This is a genomic window from Tatumella sp. JGM94 (genome assembly GCF_018257595.1).
Taxonomy (GTDB): domain Bacteria; phylum Pseudomonadota; class Gammaproteobacteria; order Enterobacterales; family Enterobacteriaceae; genus Tatumella; species Tatumella punctata.
In genome coordinates, this window is the sequence record NZ_JAERJN010000019.1 from 42157 (window position 1) to 64402 (window position 22246).

The 22246-nt window shown below is 45.9% G+C and carries 21 protein-coding genes and 1 pseudogene; 5 read left to right on the plus strand and 17 right to left on the minus strand.

Annotated elements, in window-relative coordinates; genetic code table 11:
* Positions 1–9: 9 nt before the first annotated feature.
* Positions 10–1287, minus strand: coding sequence for an MFS transporter (locus JK216_RS13580; protein ID WP_212711981.1), 1278 nt, complete (start codon positions 1285–1287; stop codon positions 10–12).
* 81 nt (positions 1288–1368) lie between these two features.
* Positions 1369–2133, minus strand: a complete 765-nt coding sequence (gene idnO, locus JK216_RS13585) for a gluconate 5-dehydrogenase (RefSeq protein WP_212711983.1) — start codon at positions 2131–2133, stop codon at positions 1369–1371.
* Positions 2134–2734: 601 nt separating this feature from the next.
* Here idnO and JK216_RS13590 point away from each other — a divergent pair.
* The 3 genes from JK216_RS13590 (at position 2735) to JK216_RS13600 (ending at position 6047) form a co-directional block, all read left to right on the plus strand.
* On the plus strand, positions 2735–3343 hold the full coding sequence (locus JK216_RS13590) for a hypothetical protein (protein ID WP_212708922.1): 609 nt from the start codon (positions 2735–2737) through the stop codon (positions 3341–3343).
* Between the two features lie 187 nt (positions 3344–3530).
* Entirely contained in the window at positions 3531–4523 is a 993-nt protein-coding gene (locus JK216_RS13595; RefSeq protein WP_212711985.1) for a LacI family DNA-binding transcriptional regulator, read from the plus strand.
* A gap of 210 nt (positions 4524–4733) precedes the next feature.
* Complete coding sequence (locus JK216_RS13600; protein WP_212708920.1) at positions 4734–6047, plus strand: MFS transporter; 1314 nt, start codon at positions 4734–4736, stop codon at positions 6045–6047.
* Positions 6048–6089: 42 nt separating this feature from the next.
* On the opposite strand, the gene JK216_RS13605 is transcribed toward JK216_RS13600, so the two are convergent.
* The 13 genes from JK216_RS13605 to JK216_RS13665 form a co-directional block, all read right to left on the minus strand.
* Positions 6090–6368: a FaeA/PapI family transcriptional regulator gene (locus JK216_RS13605; protein ID WP_212708919.1), complete on the minus strand. Its 279-nt coding sequence runs from the start codon at positions 6366–6368 to the stop codon at positions 6090–6092.
* Positions 6369–6394: 26 nt separating this feature from the next.
* The gene (locus JK216_RS13610) at positions 6395–7039 is read right to left on the minus strand and encodes an acyltransferase family protein (RefSeq protein WP_212708918.1); all 645 of its coding nucleotides are present in this window, start codon (positions 7037–7039) and stop codon (positions 6395–6397) included.
* Positions 7040–7050: 11 nt separating this feature from the next.
* Positions 7051–7488 carry an acyltransferase gene (locus JK216_RS13615; RefSeq protein ID WP_212711987.1) on the minus strand — a complete coding sequence of 146 codons (438 nt, stop codon included), beginning with the start codon at positions 7486–7488 and terminating at the stop codon, positions 7051–7053.
* 112 nt (positions 7489–7600) lie between these two features.
* Positions 7601–9619, minus strand: a complete 2019-nt coding sequence (locus JK216_RS13620; RefSeq protein ID WP_212710352.1) for an autotransporter domain-containing protein — start codon at positions 9617–9619, stop codon at positions 7601–7603.
* 52 nt (positions 9620–9671) lie between these two features.
* Positions 9672–10736 (minus strand): sugar phosphate nucleotidyltransferase, encoded by a 1065-nt coding sequence (locus tag JK216_RS13625; RefSeq protein ID WP_212710351.1) that lies wholly within the window; start codon positions 10734–10736, stop codon positions 9672–9674.
* A complete protein-coding gene (locus JK216_RS13630; RefSeq protein ID WP_212710350.1) occupies positions 10736–11371 on the minus strand; it encodes an HAD family phosphatase in 636 nt (211 codons plus the stop codon). Before JK216_RS13630 ends, JK216_RS13625 begins: the two co-directional genes overlap by 1 nt.
* Positions 11364–11999, minus strand: coding sequence for a hypothetical protein (locus JK216_RS13635; protein WP_212711989.1), 636 nt, complete (start codon positions 11997–11999; stop codon positions 11364–11366). The genes JK216_RS13630 and JK216_RS13635 overlap by 8 nt, the downstream gene beginning before the upstream one ends.
* Before the next feature lie 41 nt (positions 12000–12040).
* Complete coding sequence (locus JK216_RS13640; RefSeq protein WP_343878087.1) at positions 12041–13063, minus strand: WavE lipopolysaccharide synthesis family protein; 1023 nt, start codon at positions 13061–13063, stop codon at positions 12041–12043.
* Positions 13060–13557 (minus strand): hypothetical protein, encoded by a 498-nt coding sequence (locus JK216_RS13645; protein ID WP_212711991.1) that lies wholly within the window; start codon positions 13555–13557, stop codon positions 13060–13062. Before JK216_RS13645 ends, JK216_RS13640 begins: the two co-directional genes overlap by 4 nt.
* Positions 13558–13568: 11 nt before the next feature.
* Complete coding sequence (locus JK216_RS13650) at positions 13569–15305, minus strand: hypothetical protein (RefSeq protein WP_212710346.1); 1737 nt, start codon at positions 15303–15305, stop codon at positions 13569–13571.
* Positions 15306–15329: 24 nt separating this feature from the next.
* Positions 15330–16085, minus strand: a complete 756-nt coding sequence (locus JK216_RS13655) for a glycosyltransferase family 2 protein (protein WP_212711992.1) — start codon at positions 16083–16085, stop codon at positions 15330–15332.
* Positions 16082–16414, minus strand: coding sequence for a hypothetical protein (locus tag JK216_RS13660; protein WP_212710369.1), 333 nt, complete (start codon positions 16412–16414; stop codon positions 16082–16084). The genes JK216_RS13655 and JK216_RS13660 overlap by 4 nt, the downstream gene beginning before the upstream one ends.
* Positions 16415–16979: 565 nt before the next feature.
* On the minus strand, positions 16980–18932 hold the full coding sequence (locus JK216_RS13665) for a ligand-gated channel protein (RefSeq protein WP_249213153.1): 1953 nt from the start codon (positions 18930–18932) through the stop codon (positions 16980–16982).
* Positions 18933–19393: 461 nt separating this feature from the next.
* Here JK216_RS13665 and JK216_RS13670 point away from each other — a divergent pair, with 461 nt between their 5' ends.
* Positions 19394–20581 (plus strand): MFS transporter, encoded by a 1188-nt coding sequence (locus JK216_RS13670; protein WP_212711993.1) that lies wholly within the window; start codon positions 19394–19396, stop codon positions 20579–20581.
* A 71-nt stretch (positions 20582–20652) separates the two neighbouring features.
* On the opposite strand, the gene JK216_RS13675 is transcribed toward JK216_RS13670, so the two are convergent.
* Positions 20653–21165 (minus strand): SRPBCC domain-containing protein, encoded by a 513-nt coding sequence (locus tag JK216_RS13675; RefSeq protein WP_212709443.1) that lies wholly within the window; start codon positions 21163–21165, stop codon positions 20653–20655.
* Positions 21166–21425: 260 nt separating this feature from the next.
* Here JK216_RS13675 and JK216_RS13680 point away from each other — a divergent pair.
* A pseudogene (locus JK216_RS13680) lies at positions 21426–21929 on the plus strand (LysR family transcriptional regulator); the annotation flags it as partial.
* 17 nt (positions 21930–21946) lie between these two features.
* Here the strand turns inward: JK216_RS13680 and JK216_RS13685 are convergent.
* Positions 21947–22246: integrase core domain-containing protein (locus JK216_RS13685; protein WP_212711994.1), on the minus strand; the 300-nt coding region annotated here is incomplete at its 5' end.

The following is a 22246-nucleotide window of genomic DNA, read 5'->3' on the forward strand; positions in this document are numbered from 1 at the left end:
TGTTCCTGTTTAGTCCGAATTATCAGCCAGTATCAGTGTGCCTGATGGTATCCGCAGTAAAAAAACCAGTCCGACGGCCACCAGCAAAGTGATTGCCATAAAAGTATATGATGCTCCCGGCCCGCCGCTGATACCGTTCAGATATCCCACCAGCCATGCGCCAAGAAAAGCCCCTGCCGCCCCGCAGCCGTTGATCAGACCGATGGATATTCCGGCAACATTTTTCGGCAATAACTCGGGGATCAAGGCAAAAAAGGGACCGTAAGGGGCATACATGCAGGCCGCTGCCAGCACCAGCAGACTATAAGATAGCCGGAAAGAATAACTGCCCAGCCACCAGGAACCAAAAAACGTTACAGAGGCAATCAGTAATAATGGCCAGATAAATCGCCGGCGTAATCCTGACTTATCCGATAACCAGGAAACCACCAGCATAGTAATAATCACCGCCAGATAAGGGGCTGCTGACAGCCAGCCGGTCTGTACAATATCAATAACCGCGACCATCCGCAGAATGGAAGGCATCCACATCATAAAACCATAGACACCGATACTCCAGAAAGCATGCAACAGACAAAGTATCACTACATTACGCGATCTCAGTGCCCGCGAGAGATTGCGCATCGGCTGGATCTGTTGCTGCTCTTCGGCCAGTGCCCGGTTCAATGCCTGTTTTTCATCGTCATTCAGCCAGCAGACCTGTTCAGGTTTGTCGCGAACTATCTGCCACCAGACGACGGCCCAGACCAGTGCCGGAACTCCCTCCAGAATAAACATCTGTCGCCAGCCAAAAGCATTGATCAGATATCCGGAAACTATCGACATCCATAACACCGTCACCGGGTTACCCAGTACCAGCAGCGTATTCGCCCGTGAACGCTCTCTGCGGGTAAACCAGTTGCTGATATAAATCAGCATTGCAGGCATAACTGCTGCCTCTGCCCCTCCCAGAATAAACCGGATAATCATCAGCGCCGGTATATCACTCACCAGCCCGGAGGCTGTCGCACACAGCCCCCACAGCAACAGACTGGCAAATACCAGTTTTCGGGCACTGCGCCTGACAGCGTAAATCGTCCCCGGCACCTGAAAAAAAAGATACCCGAGGAAAAACAATGCGCCAATCAGAGAAGATGTACCGGGGCTGATACCTAAGTCCCTTTCGATCCCGGAGGCTGCCGCGAATCCGTAATTTGCCCGATCAAGACAGGCCAGACTGTAGGTTATAAAAATAACCGGCATTAAATACCACCACCGTTTTACCGGCAATTGGCGGGGTGTATTCATCGGAGAGGATCCTGTGTACTGGCGGGGGCAGGGCAAATAACATGCCGGGCAGGCCAAATAATTATCTGCCCGGTCAGTACGCTATACGGAAGCGAGCATTCCGCCATCCACAAATAAAATATGACCGTTAACAAAATCAGAAGCAGGTGCTGACAGGAATACCACCGCCCCTTTCAGCTCTTCCGGTTTACCCCAGCGCGCTGCGGGTGTACGGTGACACAACCAGTCAGAGAACTGCTTATCATTGACCAGCGCTGCCGTCATCTCCGAATCAAAATAGCCGGGGGCAATCCCATTGACCTGAATATTATGCCGGGCGAGTTCAACACACATTCCTTTAGTCAGCATTTTCACCGCCCCTTTAGAGGCCGCATAAGGCGTAATATTATCACGGCCTAATTCACTCTGCATCGAACAGATATTAATAATTTTACCGCGTTTCCGTTCGATCATTTTCCTTGCAACTTGCTGAGAAACAATGAAAACAGACTTCTGATTAACTTCAATAATCCGATCCCATTCTTCAACCGGAAATTCAGTAAAAGGTGCCCGATGCTGGATTCCGGCATTATTTACCAGGATATCCAGCGGCCCGGTTTCTGTTTCAATAGTGGCAATAGCTTGCGCCACAGCAGCAGGATCAGTCACATCAAAAGCACAGGCACTGGCCCGGATCCCGTCAGCCCGTAAATCTGCTACCGCCTTTTCACAGCGCTGCGGGTCGCGGCCGTTAATAATAACCGAGGCACCGTGTTCACCCAGTCCGCGGGCCATCAGCAGCCCCAGCCCCTGAGTTGAGCCGGTGATCAGAGCACGCTTACCGGTTAAATCGAATAAATTATTCATCAGATGACCTCATTTTATGAACTGTTACGCGTAACTTTACCTTCGACCTTTGTCAGGGTAAAAGAGTCTGCCAGACCTTTATCGGGCTTTATTTGTAATCTGTGATCTTTGTCGGATTTATTCGCGACTCCGGTTTACGGCCTTCTCTGCCACTAAACATTTAACCGTCAGCCTTTTTATCCGGCAGAGAGATCCGGCCGGAATCCGTTGGAGCCTGAACCTATGCACCTGTGCCCTCTGGCCAGAGAATGACAAAGATGAATCTGTAAAATGACAAATATTCCCGTGGAAACTACTGTTTATTTGTCCCCCCTTCTATTTAAAAAACCGGAAAGTTTATTTTCATAACTGCTCACTAAAACTGTAATATTCTTATTTTTTGATAATTGACAATAGCTCTATGGAACAGAGCATAAATAACTGACATAATCTGTCGATATTATTCTCAACCGAAGAGTTAATATCAATTAACACAACATACAGTGAGTCTCACTGGCATAATAATGCCCTTTCCCTGCTGCCCTGTCAGGTGACCTTCACCATGGAAAGTAAAATATAAAACTCACTTAAATTCAACCTGATAAATTAAATGTGGTGCTATATGAATAACAAGGAAGTCATTCGTTCCATTGCAATTATAGATACCTGTAATTATACCTGCATTGCGATTAAATCCATATGCCGTTACATTTCAGATAATATATCTATTCATAAATTTTCATCCGTTGAAGAACTGCTTAATCACCCTTCAGCCAACAGCTTTGATTTCATATTTTATGATACCCTGACGACACGTTCGATTGTCATCGATCCGGAAAACGATATTATTCGGATGAAAAAAATGAATCCGGAATGTAAAGTTTGCCTGCTCTCGGTTTTGCATCAGTTTATGAGTATAAAAAATGCAGATTTTGAACTGGATAAACGTCTGTCCCTCGACGATTTTAGCTTTTTCATTCGTATCCTTTGCCGGGAAACGAACGAAAAATGTAAAAGAAATTATAGTGTTATCCTGAAAAATCGCCTGAATCTGAACAAAGAGCAAGTCTCCTTATTACGCGCCTATCTCTATAACCTGAATACCAAAAACATCGCAGAATTACTGAACTGTAACCTGCGAAAAGTCTATTTCTATCGTGAAGGCGCAATCAAAAAAGGAAGCGGGCAGCGTAATTTCTTCCGTTCTATCGGCCGCCTGATTAATCCATAATGCGCTGTCCCTGCCTGACGCAGGCATAATCTCTTTGCAAATACCGGCTGCTGCCAGCCGGTTTGTTCCGGCTTCAGAACAACAATCAGTGACATCTGCGCGGTTTTTACAGTAGTCTGTTCCATTATTACCTGTACCGGTAACTCCGGACCGGTCATTTCCTTTGAGGATATTTTGGATATCAGGCATGAAAAACCAGCGTATCACGTTGCATGATATAGCCTCTCTGGCCGGGGTTACTCCGATGACTGTCAGCCGTTACCTGCGAACACCGGAAAAAGTCACCCCGCAGACATCACAGCGAATCGCTGCCGTTATTAACGAAATCGGCTATCAGCCCGATACAGATAATCCGCAAATATCCGGCCAGGCAACTGCGCGTATCGGGGTGCTGATCCCTTCCTTTCATAACCAGATTTTTCCCAGCCTGCTGGCGGGAGTTGAGGCAGCGCTCAGCAATACGGGGTATAAAACGGTTGTCGTCAGTTACGACTATGATCCGTTACGCGAAGAAGAACAGATAGCGGCTCTGCTGGCAATGCAGATTAAAGGCATTATTCTGACCGAGTCGGTGCATACACTACGTGCCGAAAAATATCTTAAAGCTTCGGGGATCTCGGTCGCAGAAGTGATGGGTAATCAATGTCAGCCAGGCCGGATCTGTGTCGGGTTTGATAATCAACAGGCCGGATTTGATATGACCCGGCTGTTACTGGCGCGGGGTAAAAAACAGATTATCTATTTCGGAGCGATGTCTGATCACAGAGACAGATTGCGCTATTCCGGCTATTGCGAAGCCATGCAGCAAGCCGGACTCCGGCCGGGTCAGATCACCCCGAATAAAATATCATCGGTTTCGGTCGGTAACGGTATGATGGGGGTTGCCAGACAGAAATACCCGCAGGTCGATGGCATACTCTGTACTAACGATGATTTGGCCGTCGGCGTTTTACAGGAATGTTTGCAGGCTGGTATTCAGGTCCCCGCGCAGCTGAGTATTGCCGGTTTTCACGGACTGGAGATAGGTCAGGTTACTCCGTTAAAACTGGCCAGCGTTATTACCCCGCGTTTTGCCATCGGTAAAACTGTGACCGAAATTATGCTCAGAAGCATTGCCGGACAGGAAACACCTGCCCATGTTGACCTCCATTACCAGCTCTCTTGCGGGGAAACGCTTTGATCCTTTCCCGGTTTCACTCCGCTTATCCCGCCGTCTGGCTCACGAACCTTGTAACAGGGTTTTCTAACATGATTATACGTGACCGGGATCCCATAACATCCTTCTGAAATCGCGTTTTATACCCCCTGATAAGCGTTGCAGACAGTCACAGAGCACTGACTTTGCTGACCCTGTTTTCATCGTCCTGAAGAATGATAAAGGGGTTTTATTATGCAGAACACTATCCCCGGCACCCGCTGGTTTCGCGTTATTGTGCCGATCCTGATTGCCTGCATTATGTCGTTTATGGATCGGGTCAATATCAGTTTCGCTCTGCCTGGCGGTATGGAAACTGACCTGGCCATGTCCAGCCAGATGGCCGGCGTTGTCAGTGGCATCTTCTTTATCGGATATCTTTTTTTACAGGTCCCCGGAGGACACATTGCTGTACGTGGCAGCGGAAAACGCTTTATTGCTTATTCGCTGATTGCGTGGGCTGTGGTGTCCGTCGCCACCGGGTTTGTGACTAACCATTATCAGCTGCTGATTTTGCGTTTTATTCTTGGTATTTCCGAAGGCGGAATGCTGCCGGTGGTGCTGACCATGGTCAGTAACTGGTTTCCGGAAAAAGAACTGGGCCGGGCTAATGCATTTGTGATGATGTTTGCCCCGCTGGGCGGTATGGTCACCGCGCCCGTTTCCGGGGCTATTATTGCGATACTGGACTGGCGCTGGTTATTTATTATCGAGGGATTACTGTCTGTCGTGGTTCTGGTCTTCTGGTGGTTTATGATAAGCGACAGGCCCGGGGAAGCCCGCTGGTTACCTGCGGCTGAACGAGAATATCTGTTACGCGAGCTCGCCAGGGAACAGGCCGAGCGTCGGAAACTGAATCCGGTCAGCAATGCGCCGCTGAAAGAGGTATTCCGTAATAAAGGTCTGATGAAACTGGTAGTACTGAACTTTTTCTATCAGACCGGGGACTATGGCTATACCCTGTGGTTGCCAACCATTATTAAGAATCTTACCGGGGCCAGTATCGGTAATGTCGGCATGCTGACCGTATTACCTTTTATTGCTACCCTGCTGGGGATCTACAGTATTTCATACCTCAGCGATAAAACCGGAAAACGCCGCCAATGGGTAATGATATCTCTGTTTTGTTTTGCTGCATCACTGCTGGCGTCGGTAATATTGCGCCAGAACATTATCGCGGCTTATATTGCATTGATCTGTTGCGGATTTTTTCTTAAAGCAGCCACCAGCCCGTTCTGGAGTATTCCGGGGCGTATTGCTTCCGCCGAAGCGGCAGGCAGCGCACGGGGCGTCATTAACGGATTAGGTAACCTCGGCGGGTTCTGCGGGCCTTATCTGGTAGGATTGATGATGTATCTTTACGGGCAGAATACGGCCGTCGTGGTGCTGGCAGCCTCACTGGTGCTCGCAGGCATTATTGCAGCATTACTCCCGGCACAATGTGATCTCCGGCCGGCACCTGCCGCAGACAGTGACCCTTTGCCTCCGCCACTGGCGAATAACAAATAATCCGGTAGTTTCCCCGGCCTGCCATCAGGCCGGGGAAACGGGTCACTGGCTTGTCTTTTTAATGTACCAGCGTAACGAGTTAAAATATAATTGCGGAGACTTAATCACTTTTCCTTCGTCAGCCAGCTGTAATAATACCGCCCTGGTAACATAAATACTGGCATCACAACGGTCAGCTACCTGACGGGTTTTCGGCCAGTATTGTAATTCAGGTAACATCCCCCCCTGCAATGGTTCAGGACAGACATCCAGGCATAATTCGTTTAATGCATGAAGGATTTCCCGTTTTTTATTCTTTCGTAACTTTCTTTCACTGTACATAATTATTCCATTCCATTAGTTTCTGGTTACAAAGGGAGACGTTTTAGTAATTTGTCTCTTAAAAAAACCGAAAGCTTTATCTCAACAAATAAATAAAACACCCATGAACATATGTAGGTCAGCACCAGGCTTACCCATAACAGATTAAACCGGTTTGAAAATGAATCGAAATAGTCCTCACCCAGATATCTCTGCGCGGCAGAAATCACCGTAAAGATAACGGCCATATGTAACAAATAAAGTGAGTAAGATATTTTCCCGGTAAACATCAGCCATCCGGGAACCCGCCGGGATGTTATCTTGCTTAATTTAAGTCCGGACAGGAAAAGAATAAAGCAAGGCAGCGTCATAACATTGGTATGTAAATTCCAGCGTTCACCAAACGGGGCATATAATCCGCCGACGGCAAATAAAAAGAAAACCACAGATCCTGCCATCAGCAGCCAGCAGCCGATGCCTGCAGAAGATGACATCCTGCTGTAAAGCATCGCTGCCAGCAATCCGGCCAGAAAATCAATATTAATTGAATCACTGATCATAAGGATATATTGCTGATAGAAATGCGGATCACTGGCCTGACGCTGTAACAGAGCATCACGGGGCACCAGTAACATTAATGATAAAAAAAGTATGACCAGAAAAAGGTAACGAGAACGGCCACATAACAGCATAACTGCAACCATCAGGTAAAAACAAACTCATAATTCAGCGTCCAGCCATTTTCCAGCAACGGAAAGCCGTAAGCAGGTGACTCTCCGCCATTCAGCGGAATAAAGAATAATGATTTTATCGTCTGGTTAAATAATCCGCTCGCCGGGCGGGTGAACCAGTAATAAATGGCATACCCTGACGTCAGGATTGCATAGGCAGGAAATATTCTAAAACTGCGCCGGATAATATATTTCAAGCTGTTTTTCCATCCGGACTGCAACTGTCTGGTGGTTATCCATACCAGAAAACCGCTGACCATAAAGAAAATATCTACCCCCAGATATCCGCGGCGTAACAGGGTTTGTTCCAAAGGTGAAACAAACCAGCTGTAGTGATAGAAAATAACCGCTAATGCAGCAATAGCCCGATAAACCTGAATAATATCGATATGTTGACGTTCACTGGTCATAGAGATGTCTCTTTATCTGATACTAATGGTGCTGGTGAATAAACAGATGCCTGCGGGCTGACCGCAAGCCATCTGTCTTTATTTACATATCCCAAAGCATGTCGGCTGCCGGTCAGAATGAATAGTTCAGACCGGTGGCATAATTAACCACAGTATTACTGTCGTTGCTGTTACTTAACTGAACTGCTGCGTAGGTACTCAGATTTTTACTTAGAGAAGAGTACATCCCCAGTTTCACTTCCCGCCATTGCCGTGATTTCCCCCCCTCTGTCAGCCGGTAAAATTCCGTTCCGGTACTTTTTAACGAGGCGGTTATTTTGCCCGGCGCAGTCACAGATTCATTACGATAGCTGAGGTGAAGATAGGGGTTTACCGGCAGGTTGCGGGTATCTATCCGCCAGCCTGCTGTAATATTGCGGCGATTCAGTCGCTGATCACCAAACTTCATTGAGGTACTGCTATTGCCTTTTTCGGCATACCCATTGAGCAGCGAACGATCGTAGCTAAAACCCAGCAGAGGGCCAGTGGTAACATTACGATGTAATGCCATATCAAATCCGAGATTAACACTTAACCCGCTGAAGCGGGCGCGGGTTGCAGCCTGTTCTGTTCTGACCGCTTTCCCCAGCGAAACACTGCGTCTGATTTTATTAAAATCAGCACTGCCGCTGCTGAGTTCCAGGTTACCCCATACACCGTTTTCCATCACCAGCTGACTAAACAGGCTCATAGTGGTGCTGTTGTACTGGTATTTGAAGAGATCTGAAGATTTAAAATGTGTATTTCCGGCACTGACCATACCACCGAGGCTGAACCCTTTCACTGGTTGCAGGGAAAAACCGATATGGCCGTTACTGGCAAGCCCGTGTCCGCCAGTCAATAGCGTATTTTCTTTAGCCCTTGCGTATTTACCGCTGTATCCTCCGAAAATACTGACTTTGTCATCGGAGGACATCATCCGTTGTTTTTGTAATTGCGAATCAAGGTATAAACGCCTGTCAGACTGAATATTATTGATCCCCTGATTCAGCCCGGCCACCTGAAACGGCGCATCAATAATCGACATCATATATTCAGCAATCACCCCATGGGCGACCGGGCTGGGGTGAAACCAGTCTGAAAATAAATATACCTGATCATTATAAAATCCCGGGGTATCTTCTTTACAGAAAGGAGCTCCGATACCAATCTGGCACATCGGGACTAAAATATTATCGAAACCATAGGCGGCAGGAGAATCAATGATTTCGGCGAAAAGCCGGTTAACATCAGCAAGAACAATATTTCCCTGCAACCCGCTCAGTCCCTTTTCCACATCATTATTGAACTGCTCAGTCAGTTTATTTTCCATGCTAAGGAATGTACGAAAAATGGCAGAGGTGATCTCAATCGGCACATTCAGCCCATAACTTTCCAGTACCCGTTCAACAGAAGCGGTAACCGCCGCCTGGCGTGCTTCTTCGCCATTAACACTGCCCAGTGAGCGTAGATAGGCGTCCTGTAATGCATACAGACGCGGGAGATCCAGCAGATTTCCGCCAAGGAAAGCCTGAGCAAAACCAAATAACGCGGTCCCCGTCCATGGGCTCATTCCGGCATCAGGAAGGTTAGGTACTACCACCATCCCTGCCCCCGAATCCAGCAGCCGTCGGGCCTGGCTGACGACATCCTGCGGGGCACTGGATAGCAGGTAGTTCTCCCCCTGATTGAATATTTTACTGAAATTAAAGCTCAGTAAGCTGGTTTCCACATCAACTGACAGGTCATTAGCTCCGACCCAGAGAATATATAAGCCATCAGGATTTCCCTGCTGATTATTGTCTTGCAGATACATATCAATTTGCTGACTGGTTTTATAAATCAGAAACGGTGTCTGGCTGGCTGTGGCTCCTGACTGTGCATAATTGGTTCCGCCCTGGGTATAAGGTGGTGAAGTTTCACCTGTGTAAGCCTCTGAGATCAGCTCGTTATACAGTTTACTGTCATATCCCGACAGAAAACGGGTAATAGGCCCGGCAAAACCACCATCACTGATACTGTCCCCGAAGGTATATACTTTATCAAAAGCAACTACCGGAGCAGAAATGGCAAGTGTCGCCGAGATAACACCGGCATGGAGTACACTTTTCATTAAATATCCTTATTTAAATTGAAAGTTTTTGCTTCATTAAAGAATGAAACTGTTAAGTCACTTCAGACTGGCTGATATAAATTATTTTTCCTTTCTCGCTGACAGTAATCGTATCCAGTAACCGCCGGACATTCCCCTGGCAATACAGAGTATAAAGAATAATGACCTGATGACTTTCTCTGCCGCTCAGTTGACCTTCTGCCCGGAACTGTTCAGCAGAGCACAATAAACGGGTCAGATATTCGGTTACCGCTGTAATTCCGGATAACTGCCGGTCTTTTTTTTGCAGAATTACCCGCGAATCAAATACCATTTCAGGATCGATAATCTCTTTTACTGTAAAAATATCGGAATAACAGAAACCGGCAGGCAGCCGTGCTTTCCCGGGTTTACGGAAAGACGAAAACTCTTTAATAGCATGATAATCGTAGAAATTATGGTAACTTCCCTCCTGTAATGACCAGCCAGTAATTTTCATATTCTGCAAAATCATTTCGTTCAGGCATCCGGAAAGATAATACTGCCCGTTGACCATTGCGCCTTTAATAATACTGCGCCTGGCCGCGTTGATAAAAAACTCACCTTTTCTGAAGTAATAAAAACCTGCGATGGCTTCGCGACTGATGGCTCTTTTTTCCGCAACCTCAATAATTCTTCCGTCAGCCTGCTTTCTGATAAATGCCCATTTAGGATGTAATGAAGTAAAGGTCAGCACACCGGCATCGGCCTGTTTCTGGCGAAAATAATCCAGGATGTTATGAATATCACCACTGATATATTGATCGCCGGAAATAATAATCACCTCATCATCAGGATCGATATCATCAACAGCCAGTAAACAGCTGCAAACCGCACCTCCCGTATCACCCTGTAAATGAATTACTTTTCCCTGACCATTACTGACAATAGCGATCATTGAAGATAACTGCAGTGCTTTATCTTTTTGTCCCGGGATAAGGAAGATACGCCGGGTATCTGTCGGTAACCCCGCAACAATCTCCTGCGAATATTCGAACAACGTTTTCTTATCAATTTCGTTAAGGATTTTCGGATAAGAGAATTCAGCGCTCATTTCATATAATGCGCTGCCTCCCAGTGGCGTGATTATTGTCATCATCAGGATTTACCCTCAATTATGTTGATAAAGTTTCTGATATTGCAGTAATTGACATCACTGACTGTATCCACTTTCAGCACATGGGCACCACTCTCTGTGGCGGCACGAACCCCGTTGTCGTTATCTTCCACCACCATACATTGCTCCGGTAGCAGTCCCAGTCTGGCGATAGCTTTCTGATAAATTTCCGGAGAAGGTTTTCCGTAAGTCACATCCTGGTTAGAAAGAAAAAACTCAAAATTAGCCAGCAGATTCGCCCGGGTCAGCATAACTTCGATACTGTCGCGTATGGAGTTTGATGCGACAGCCAGACGATAGCCTTCATGCCGCAACCTGGCTAAAGCAAATTCATGATGAAACACGGGACGGCAATATTGATATACCATTTCCATCGTGTATTGCTGCTTCAGCTGATTGATAAAGCCGTGCAGTGACGGCGGTAATCCTTTCTCTGTACTCAGAATAGACAGCTTATCGCGGGTAGGAAGACCGTCAAATTTAGACAGATGTTCATGACGGGCAATCACCATTCCGAACAGTGCCAGCGCTTTGTTCAGAGCATCATAATGCCAGTCTCTGGCATCAATCAGGACACCATCCATATCAAAAATGATCGCCTGAATCTTATTATTCATCCCACACCTCCCTGGCATTTTCAGGTCTATCGGTACATAACATCAGTTGATCAGTCAGCTCTGATCCGGCCGTAAAATGGCTTAGCTGCTGCCAGTAGTCGCGGTGATCCCGCTGATGTAATTCCGGAGAAACACAGCAGACCTCTGCACCCCGGCGAAGAAAATATTCTATTTTTCGGACATCACATTCACCGGACAAAAAACTATCCAGCCACACGCCCTGTAATTCCCGGAACAGCAGATTTTCGGTTTCAAATTCACTGATCCGCCCATAGGTCTTCACCCCTGCTGCGATATAGCTGTGCATATCAGGAACTGACATATCAAAACAGAAATAATTTTCTATTTTAAAAAATTGCAGATGCTGCCGGATTTCCATCGCCAGCCCGTCAGACTTAATATTCAGCGCCAGCGGCAGGCGATAGTCATAGCTGGCATGTAATTGTAAAAAATCACAAAACAGCAGGCACCCCTGCTGCGCCATATCATGAGAGATCACCAGCTGACCATTAAAATCACGAATATCGGTCTCACAACCAAACCCCTGGCTGAAAGCACGTCTGAATGCCGTAACCGTATTTTTTTCAGCCACCGTTTTCCATAACCCCCGGTGTGATAAAATCTGCATTTCCCCTCCGGTATAACTTTCCCTGTGGTACTGTCCCGGGTCTAGCAACGACGCCCAAAAACTCTGATAGCAACCCCGCGGACAAACGTGATGTGTAACGGCAGAAACTTAATCCATAACATCAGCCGTAATATAAAAATATGCAGCCTTTTTACTTTATGACGTAACTGCTGCACTGTTCCCTGAGAAGGGTTTTCCCCTGGCTGTAATTTTTTCCAGTCATCAAAGCAATACACACTGGAAAGTCCTTTACTTTTATATACCTGATGATGTTTACCCCAGTAAAAATTAAGCATTTCGCTGGAGTAAGGGATAAAGTTATTAATATAATAATTCTCTGATCTTTCCCGCAGCGTTTCAGAGGCGAAACGATTTCCGGGGAACTCCATATTCCCGCTGACCTTTTCAATATACTTAACCCATATGTATTGCTCAGGCACATAACGCATAAGGGTAAATATTGAAAAGCAAAAGCAAACTTCAAACACTGAACTGTCTGCCAGCGGAATGTCAAACAGGTCATATAAGTCCTGCTGATTCCCCGCCAGAAAAATATCACCGGGATGAAACAGATATGGCATATATCCTCTGGCATTGCGGGCAAATACATTACCGTTTATTACCCGATGACGAAATAATGCATAGCCAGGATCTCGTGGGAAGCGGCAGGCGTACTCCTGTCGGTGTTGTAAAATATGCCTGATTTCCGGGCCATTAAGCCGTGAATCAGTGCGTAACTTAACCACCAGTTCATGGCTTGCGCGGCGAATACCTTCCCGCGAAGAAACTATCAGCCGGTTTATATTCGTTACCCAGCGGGCTGTTTTTTGCTGGTATATCAATGGACCGGGATCCTGACTCTCCAGAAGAATAATGTCGTAAGGATTTATCTTTTGTTTTAACTCCCTCCGTAAATCACGCCTGATATTCCATGTGGATAAGATAATTTCATCTTGTGGGAAATTCTTCCGGGTAATGGCTATATTCTCGATAATATCATCACATATCTTATTATTTTCTATAACCCGACCCTGAAAAATTATACTTACTCTCTCCATGATCATCCCCTGATCGAACTGATTTTCTTTTTTACCAATTTAATAAGTTTTTTAAAGTTTTCAGTAATAGTCACCCCGAGAAAAATCATTGATACATTATTCAGCAACGCCCTGTATTCGCCAAAGTGCCGGACCCGAAGGTATCTGGTGCTCATATTAAAAAAAGACCAGAGTTCATTCTTATAGTCTTCATGCTTTGCGGAAACAATAAATACCGTCACACTCCGGTCCGGTCGGGAGTCATCCATCAGCAGAATTTTTATCAGAGTAATCAGATGCTCACGGTAGGTATCATATTCTTTATCATTACTTACCTTAACAAAGATCGCATAGATTTTTGTTTCCAGATCGACAGAGAAATTCTTAACTTTTTCCATATCAAAACCCAGTAACAATACCTGTGATATTTCTCTGTTAAGTTCGGGAATTCTGGTTTGATCATTACCATTTAACCATAGCCCGTATTCTTCTTCGCTGACGCCCTCTACCTGCAGTTCCATCTGTTCTCCGGTCACTTTTTATAGGGTGTACTGTCATTTAATAATCGGGCTACTTCTTTCACAGACATCGGGAAGTAAGCACCCTTATACAGGTACTTCAGGTAGCAGGCCGAAATCCAGGTGCTTATTTTTATTAATGGTGTTTTTTTAATAAACCAGTCATCATTATTTCTGTAAAACGGTGAGTAAAACCATGAATGTGACAACTGGTTATTAAGAATAAAGCTTCCCACCAGTGTGCTTTTCTTAGTTGCAGGACTGGCTGAGGAATTCATTACCCGTAAAATCTGAATCAGTTCATTAGGTGCTATCTCTTCACACAGAATAAGACGACTAAAATCATTGATAAACTCACTGGTCCGGGACAATTTTACTGTAATTTCTTTAATCACATTCTTTATCAGTAAGAACCGGGCAAGTCCGCTCATTCCTGATGAAGATATGGTCTGTAAGACCTGGCGGGTGGCCCCGTACTTACAGGCAAACTGATAAATACGCCCGCGGGCCTGCTCATCTGACAGGCGGAATAACGGTTTTTTTCGCACAAACGGCAGTATTTCCATAATACTGCGGCTCATACGGTTTCTTCCCCGGTAATCTTTTACGGCTACACAACCGTAGTAATGAATCACCGAGCGGGCGTTCATACTCTGGGTCACCGTCAGCGGATTAATGATAGAAGGTATACCATCATCGCTGCAACGTATCCCCTGTTCTATATCTTCATAATCATTCCAGTACAGTTGTTCATTCTGTGGGGAGTGTAGCCAGACTGATTTTTTACACAAATACAGGCTGCCGGTCAGATAATCATGGCCGAACTGGCTTCTGGCCGGATGCTGGTAGCAGTAAAAAAGTTTACTGATCAGTGCGGTATCTTTTTTCGTTACTGTCCGGATATTCAGCTCCCGGGTCAGGTCCTGCTCTATCGTATTGAAATCTGAATATTTTCTTGGAATGAGATTATACTGATCGGCAAAATAGAATGACTGAAAGCCGGTCATCGGATAAAAGTCACCAAAACGCAACACTGCTTCAGAAAAGTTCAGTGGCAGCATCACCCGGTCATGGATAATACACAGATTAGGGAAGCGGGCGGCCTGTGCCAGTGCATTTTTCTTACGGGTAATATGTACCGGCGGAGCAGTAATTTCCTGGCCGATAATCCGGACCTGATCATAAAAAAGAAAATCGGCATGGGGCGTTCCGCACAGGATAATCTCGAATTCCGGCAAATTAAGCTGCAGAATACGTTCCACACAGGCATTAAGAAATGTCGGATCTTCAGGTCCTGTCGGAATACAAAAACTCCACTGTTCCAGCCCCCTGTCCTGCTCTGCCGTCAGCGGGTGCTGCTTGAGATATACCCTGAATCCATCACGGGCTTCAACTTCAGTAAAAGCCCGCTGGTAATAACGACGCTCCAGCAGACTGTCACAAGGGATCTGTTCTTTAATATAAAGACGGGCCCCGACTGGCATCTGATGAGTGATATCCCACAACAGATGGGCATACAGTGAAGAATCGTTCTGCACGTTAATCAGTGCAACATGGTGAATATCTTTTAACAGAAAACGTGAACAGCCATTTACCACGTATTCTTTATCTGCTTTTTTACCTTCAAAGGCAGAAAAACTAATCACCGTCATACGGGTACCCTCTTCGGCTTGCGGAAGATGGCCGCTGTAACAACGATTCAGGACCGGGACCCTGAGTTTTCTGTCATGTCTGTAACGAATAATTCTCATATTTGTTTCCAGCCTGCCCGGTTATCAGAACGATACAGACTGGCGGAAAACCGGCAGGCTACAGAATTTTTGCAAGTCCTCAGGTGTCCCCAGACCATACATGCCGTCCATTTCGCTGCCAATATTAAGGATCCCAAGCCGGGAGTTGCCCTCAGCCAGCATATAGTTATAAACGGGAGCGACATAGAACTCCCCTGCGCTGCGATCATTCTGGCGGATCATCTGTCCGGCAAAATAGCAGAAATCTCTGCCTCTGCGGTAGTTATAGATACCGACTGTCGCCTGATCCGACACAACCTGTTTTTCTACCACCGAAATAACCTGGCCAGAATGATTGCAACATGCATAGGACCACTTAGGATCACTGGCAGTCATCGTCATAATTAATCCATCCAGCTGTTGATCATCCAGCTGCTGTAAATAGTGGTTAATATCGATATCTACCCACTGATCAGAATTGGCAATCATTAACTGGTCATCGTTATTAATAAATTCTTTCGCGGCTAATACTGTACAGGCAGCACCTTCAGTTATCCCTTCTAATGGAATAATCACTGCCCCCGGAGCAGCTGAACTCAGTATTTCGTCTGCAGCATAGTCGGAAATATGTGATTTCTGACAAATAAAAATAAACCGGTGTTCTGCTGCAGGTCGGAGATTATTGATGACGACTTCTATCATCCGTTTATTATTAAGCATGATTAATGGTTTGGGATCCTTATAACCGGCAGAAGAAAAACGACTTCCACGTCCGGCCATGGGTATAACGATATTAATCATACAATCACCTCAGCGCTGTATTTATCATTTTTCACCGCAGGAAGTTTCACCACCAGAGTCGTGGTATTCTCTAACACATTAAAATCTGTTATCTCTTCAGGTAAAATAGTCACAATATCGCCGGAACGGTAATTATTCCCGTTCATCATGACATTCCCTGTGATTATCATCGTTATTTCGGTGGAAATTTTATGATAATGCGCGGGCTCATAATCCCCGGTAACATAGTGTTTCACCGCAACTTCGACATGTTCAGAATAAAACACTGAAGGTTGAAAAGGCCCGACCAGCCAGCCTCTTACCATCTGATCTATATGTTCTTTTTTCATCATTTTACCGGTATCAAAAAGTCCTTGTTATTGTTCCCGGAATACGGCCGGATATCCATAACCTCTTATTTAACTGCCAGGAAAATTGTGCATTAAAATAAGATTTTTTCAGCCCCATTGCTTATACAAGCAGATAATATTTCCTTTTTAATGCTATGTAAACCATCTGTTTTGGGTAAAAAAACCATACTACAACCATGAAGCAGAATAAAAAACTAAAAACATAAACACAAAAAGATTTAGGCGTTGCTATTTTATTTAACTTAAGATAAAAGATCGTTTATTTTAAGTATTCACGTTTTAACAATTGAGATTATTTTTATCATATCCACTATTAAAAACAGTGCTCTGCCGGCAGGATTTATTTACAAGTAAGTCAGAAGAAGTATTTCAGGCTGTGATTATAACTGTAATTATCCTAACAACAATCAGCAGGATGACTTCAGTATTATCCAGAGGTAAATGGGAGAGTAACGTGCTTTGAAAGGAAAAAAACATCGCCACGTAAACAATATTAAAAATAAACATCACCGGCCATATATATATGGCCGGTGATGTTTACTGATCAAAAGCTGTAGGTTATACCAAGATTATAACGCCTGCCGTCAAGTACCGTATCATACACCGAATAATCAATTTCCTTATCGAAGATATTATATACTCCGGCAACTACTGAAAGTTCTTTACTTACATTATACCGGGTGCCTATATCAACAAAACTATAGGAGGGGACGCCCTGTGCCATAGAGGTACGACTGAGATATTCCGAACTTTTACCACGGAAGTTTATCCGGCTCCAGAAAGATAAATCTTCACGGGCCTGCCAGTTCAGCACAGCATTGAACATATGTTCAGGCATTTTGTTTAAGGGTTTACCGGAAAATTGTCCGCTTTTCTGTTCTGAGCGGGTATAAGTATAATTTGCTGTCAGTTGCCAGCCGGTTGCCGGTTGCCAGCCAAATGTCGATTCCACTCCACGCATTGTTGCTTTATCTACATTGACCCTGTCGCTGACAAAATCATAAGAGGTATTACCAATAGTACAGGAGGGTTCGGCACTGCTGTTACAACGGCGAACTTCGGTTATTTTGTCTTTAAAATCCGTATTAAACAAGGTAATACCGGCATTCAGAGTATCACCATTATCCCAGAGTAAGGCGATCTCTTCACTGAGGCTTTTTTCCGGTTTCAGGTCCGGATTACCGACAATAATACCGTTAAGCCGCCCGCCGCCAGTCGTCTGTCCCCAGTTGGCCGAAGACTGACGTAAATCAGGAGAGCGGTAACCGGCAGAAATTCCCCCTTTCAGGATCCACTGGTCACTCAGATGCCAGACACCATACCCCCTCGGAGTCCAGTGTGTTCCGTAATTTTCGTCCTGGTCCATACGCAACCCGCCAGTCAGGCTTAGCCCGCCGGTAATTGCCCATTCATCTTCCGCAAAAATAGCATAGCTCCAGCGAGTCAGCTTATTCAGTCCCTGTGCAGACTGAAGCTGATTACCATTATCCCGTAATTTTTCGTAGCGATACTGTCCCCCCAGCGTAAGAGTATGCTTATCCAGTAATAGCTGGTTCTGGGTATTAAAGGTTGTGTTATAAGATTTCATTTCCCGTACAGGGTTATTCGTTTCTTCCTGTTGCAGGTAGCTGGTCGTATTTAGCGAGTCATAGTAACCATTGTGGGTCAGGGCATAACTGGTATGTTCATAACGATTTTCACTGCGGCTGTTGGGGGTACATCGGGTACCACGACAGGTTTCTATGGCCTTCGATTTCCCCGGGGTGCTGTTCCGGTCCTGTAATTCCCTCGCCATATCAACTGCGAAGCTGTTTCTGTCGTCCGGTGTCAGGGTAAAGGTGGCAGCCCCGTTACGCATCCGCTGCTCATTATAACCATTAAGAATTTTATCTTCCTGCCGCCGGGAGAGTAAACCACTCAGCTTAAGTCCCAGCAGCCCATCAATCAGCGGACCTGAAACATACGCATCGGTCTGGAAAAGATCCCCGGAACGGCTGTTTTCCTGCAATGTGGTATCTGCATGCAGAGATCCACGCCATTTACCGTTGTTATGCGTTTTTTTGGTGATCACATTGATCACCCCCCCCATTGCATCAGAACCATACAGTGATGACATCGGGCCACGGATCACTTCAATTCGTTCGATAGATTCCAGCGGTGGCAGCCAGCCCTGTTCGATACCTGCATTATCACTGTTTGGCCGGGTTCCGCGGGTACTGACCCGTCGCCCGTCCACCAGAAATAAAGTGTATTGGGAAGACATACCACGAATACTGATATCACTGCTGCTGCCTCCCCCGGTAACAACGACTCCGGGCACATCTTTCAGGGCATCGGTAATATCCCGGTATGCCTTATCTTCAATTTGTTGCTTACTGATTACCGAGATGGATGCCGGTGCATCTTGTATTTTCTGTTCGAAACCTGTCGCAGTAACCACCAGCGTTTCTTTATCTGCGGCATCAGCGACAGGGCATACTGCCGTAACCATCACCATAACCAGAGGTCTGACACGAAATGTTGTCATTATCATCAATCCATTTGTTGAATAACATGAGTCATGTTTCACCGGCACCGCAGGAACAAAAATGTAACAATAAATTGCTGCACCGAAGAGCATTTATTGTACGACCATATATATAAATGTAAACATCAATGATAATAAGTATCATTTATATTATTTTTTTTTAAAATAAATCCTTATTTATCATGTTTATGGGTTTGGTGAGGCATTTTCCTTCTATTGGCTAACTGTTAATTTTCTATTAAAAAACAACCTCAGCTGCTCTCCGGAAGTTACATAAGAAAATATTTTTTATTATTAAATGTGATAAAGGTCGCAAAAAAAATTACTGCCGACAGAATATCCACCATCATGGTGTTAATGGTTCGACGCCATGTAAAATACGCAGTACCGTTATCTGCTGTTGCCAGATTCACCGTCCACTCAGGAAAATAATGGGAAATATTCAGCGTCCGAACCCTCATATTCAGCAAATCGCACTATTTGCATTAATGTTTTTACCCGGCCTTAGCTGGTCGAGCTGGGTCAGCAGAACCCCTGCAATGCGGGATCTGTTACAGGCGCCGGTTGAGTCAATGGGATTAATGCTATTCGGCTTTTCCTGCGGCTCTATGGCAGGAATTTTACTGGCAGGTAAACTGATTAACAGTTTCGGTATCCGCAGGATCATGCTATGGGGATACCTTTTGCTGTCTGCCGGTCTGCTGATACTGGCATTCAGTATGGCTATACCGGATATTGTGCTGGCATTTTTTGCACTGGCTGTTTTTGGTTTCGGTGCCGGACTGTCTGATATCACCATCAATATTGAAGCTTCAGCCTTCGAGAGACAGCAGAATAAACCCGTCATGACGATACTTCATGGTTTTTTCAGCGGCGGTACTCTGGCGGGAGCTGTTACCGGAATGCTGATGGCTGCCTTAAACCTGCCACCTCAGTGGCATTTTACGTTAATCGCCGGTCTGCTGTTGGTCTGTATTTTTCCGCTAATCAATCGCCTTGACTGGCAGAGTGAAAAAGAGGCTGCGGAACAACCTCAGTCAGGAAGCTATCAGTCCCAGGTGTTCAACGAACTACGTGATAAGCAATTACTGCTGCTGGGCGTCGTTATTCTGGCGATGGCACTGGCTGAGGGTTCTGCTAATGACTGGGTTCCTTTATTGATGACCGACGGTTATCACTTCAGCCATACTACCGGTACCCTGGTATACGTTGGTTTTACGGCCGGAATGACACTGGGCCGCTTTATCGGTGGCAGCTTTGTACGCCGCTTCGGGCGCGTCCGTATGCTGAGATTCAGTGCTTTATCTGCTGTCAGCGGCTTATTACTGGTGATTTTTTCTTCCGTCCAATGGCTGGCAGCTGTTGCGGTGATATTGTGGGGGATTGGCGCTTCTCTGGGCTTCCCCCTGACGATCTCTGCTGCCGGGGAAGGGAAAAACAGTAACCTGCGGGTCACTATTGCTGCCACACTGGGTTATATTGCTTTTCTGGTCGGCCCGCCCTGCCTCGGGTTTCTCGGCCAGTATGCCGGATTAAGGATGGCAATGCTGCCGGTACTGCTCATGGTTATAATCGCGTTTTTCTGTACTTCGTCGGCAGCATCCCCCCGCCAGGACTGAGCGTTTCCTCTGATAACCGGGACCGGAGAGACTCCCCCGGAACAGAAGTGACTCTGTTCCGGTAAACGCTTTTATTTCAGCGCTTTTGCTGCAGTAATAAGACCATCCAGCCACTCCTGATGACCATTGATCATCGGATTAGGAGTGGTCTTTGCCAGTTCAACAGCCGGCTGCCCGTTCTGAGTTTCCTGGGTAAGAATACGGACACGGTTGCCAGGAAGATCCTCCACCAGCCACGCATGCAGTACATCCAGACGTTCATCACTGCCCGTCTCACCTGACCAGCCATGCCAGGAAACACGAGCAACATCTCCGCTATCTGGTGCACAATATTCCGTGACCTGCGCTTCGACATGGAAGCCAAACGTCTCGAAACTGAAGCGCATATCTGCCGCCAGTTGCGGACCTTTATTGTCATAATACCGTGCGTTGGCGGAATTTTTATAGTAATCCGGCCATCGTGCCGGAGTAGTAAGCAATGGCCAGATATCCCGGGTCGTCAGACCGGATACAATGACTTCATTTGAGCAGTAATTGTCAGTAAAGCCAGGAACAAAACCTTCCGGCCAGTTAATCCCATTCATTTTCATACAATTTTCTCTATATAAGGATGCTACACGTTCCGGTAGCAGACAAATAAAGTATCCTGTCAATGCAGAAATAAGACCAATCACCATTTTTTATTTCTATTATTCTCTGTGGTGATATCTTAATCACAGAATACAAACGGAAGCATTATGCTGTCCGTGAACCGGTCACTTGTTCAGCCCGGCACTGTAGAACTGTATATGACCCGTCACATACAATGTTAAACATAAACCGGGCTTACATGACGAAGAAGCCAATGCACAACGATATCCGTACTGTCGATCTTAATTTACTCAAAACACTTGATGCCCTGTTGGACGAACGCAGCGTAACCCGCGCAGCAGCACGGTTATCACTGACACAACCCGCCGTCAGTGGCATGCTGAACCGCCTGCGGGAATATTTTAATGATCCGCTTTTTACCCGTACACAGCGGGGGATTATCCCGACATTACGGGCACTGGAATTGCAGCAACCAGTGAAAGATATACTCACAGAAATCAGTGGATTACTGCAGCCAAAGACCTTTGACCCGCTAACCGCAGAAATAACCATTAAAATTGCAGCCACTGATTATGCTCTGCGGGCTGTGGTCGTTCCTTTTATAGAAGCGCTGAAGTTACAGGCACCGCATATTCGCGTAGCGGTTCTGCCCGTGAATAATGAGCAACTGGCAGCACAGTTTGAACGCGGGGATATCGATATTGCCCTGGTGACTCCGGAAACTGCGCTGCCCGATTTACATGCCAGACAGCTGTATGGGTAATCCCCCCATTTTTAACGGAGGCGATAAGTAGAATTAGATAAGCGTTGAATATGTTGCATTGGCGTGTAGCCATTCAGTGCCATATTCGGCCGCTCGTGATTATAAAACCATTGCCATCGCGTGGCATAGCTCTGCAATTCATCCAGTGAGGTAAACAGGTGTTGGCCCAGCCAGTCATAGCGCACCGTCCTATTGTAACGTTCTATATAGGCATTTTGCTGCGGATTACCTGGTTGGATAAAGTTAATCTGGATACCTCTTGTATTCGCCCATGATATCAACGTATTACTGGTATATTCCGGTCCGTTATC

Coding starts and splice junctions, on each gene's coding strand:
- JK216_RS13580 (WP_212711981.1), bottom strand. CDS start 1,287: ATGAATACACCCCGCCAATTGCCGGTAAAACGGTGGTGGTATTTAATG.
- idnO (WP_212711983.1), bottom strand. CDS start 2,133: ATGAATAATTTATTCGATTTAACCGGTAAGCGTGCTCTGATCACCGGC.
- JK216_RS13590 (WP_212708922.1), top strand. CDS start 2,735: ATGAATAACAAGGAAGTCATTCGTTCCATTGCAATTATAGATACCTGT.
- JK216_RS13595 (WP_212711985.1), top strand. CDS start 3,531: ATGAAAAACCAGCGTATCACGTTGCATGATATAGCCTCTCTGGCCGGG.
- JK216_RS13600 (WP_212708920.1), top strand. CDS start 4,734: ATGCAGAACACTATCCCCGGCACCCGCTGGTTTCGCGTTATTGTGCCG.
- JK216_RS13605 (WP_212708919.1), bottom strand. CDS start 6,368: ATGTACAGTGAAAGAAAGTTACGAAAGAATAAAAAACGGGAAATCCTT.
- JK216_RS13610 (WP_212708918.1), bottom strand. CDS start 7,039: ATGCTGTTATGTGGCCGTTCTCGTTACCTTTTTCTGGTCATACTTTTT.
- JK216_RS13615 (WP_212711987.1), bottom strand. CDS start 7,488: ATGACCAGTGAACGTCAACATATCGATATTATTCAGGTTTATCGGGCT.
- JK216_RS13620 (WP_212710352.1), bottom strand. CDS start 9,619: ATGAAAAGTGTACTCCATGCCGGTGTTATCTCGGCGACACTTGCCATT.
- JK216_RS13625 (WP_212710351.1), bottom strand. CDS start 10,736: ATGATGACAATAATCACGCCACTGGGAGGCAGCGCATTATATGAAATG.
- JK216_RS13630 (WP_212710350.1), bottom strand. CDS start 11,371: ATGAATAATAAGATTCAGGCGATCATTTTTGATATGGATGGTGTCCTG.
- JK216_RS13635 (WP_212711989.1), bottom strand. CDS start 11,999: ATGCAGATTTTATCACACCGGGGGTTATGGAAAACGGTGGCTGAAAAA.
- JK216_RS13640 (WP_343878087.1), bottom strand. CDS start 13,063: ATGATCATGGAGAGAGTAAGTATAATTTTTCAGGGTCGGGTTATAGAA.
- JK216_RS13645 (WP_212711991.1), bottom strand. CDS start 13,557: ATGGAACTGCAGGTAGAGGGCGTCAGCGAAGAAGAATACGGGCTATGG.
- JK216_RS13650 (WP_212710346.1), bottom strand. CDS start 15,305: ATGAGAATTATTCGTTACAGACATGACAGAAAACTCAGGGTCCCGGTC.
- JK216_RS13655 (WP_212711992.1), bottom strand. CDS start 16,085: ATGATTAATATCGTTATACCCATGGCCGGACGTGGAAGTCGTTTTTCT.
- JK216_RS13660 (WP_212710369.1), bottom strand. CDS start 16,414: ATGAAAAAAGAACATATAGATCAGATGGTAAGAGGCTGGCTGGTCGGG.
- JK216_RS13665 (WP_249213153.1), bottom strand. CDS start 18,932: ATGGTGATGGTTACGGCAGTATGCCCTGTCGCTGATGCCGCAGATAAA.
- JK216_RS13670 (WP_212711993.1), top strand. CDS start 19,394: ATGGGAAATATTCAGCGTCCGAACCCTCATATTCAGCAAATCGCACTA.
- JK216_RS13675 (WP_212709443.1), bottom strand. CDS start 21,165: ATGAATGGGATTAACTGGCCGGAAGGTTTTGTTCCTGGCTTTACTGAC.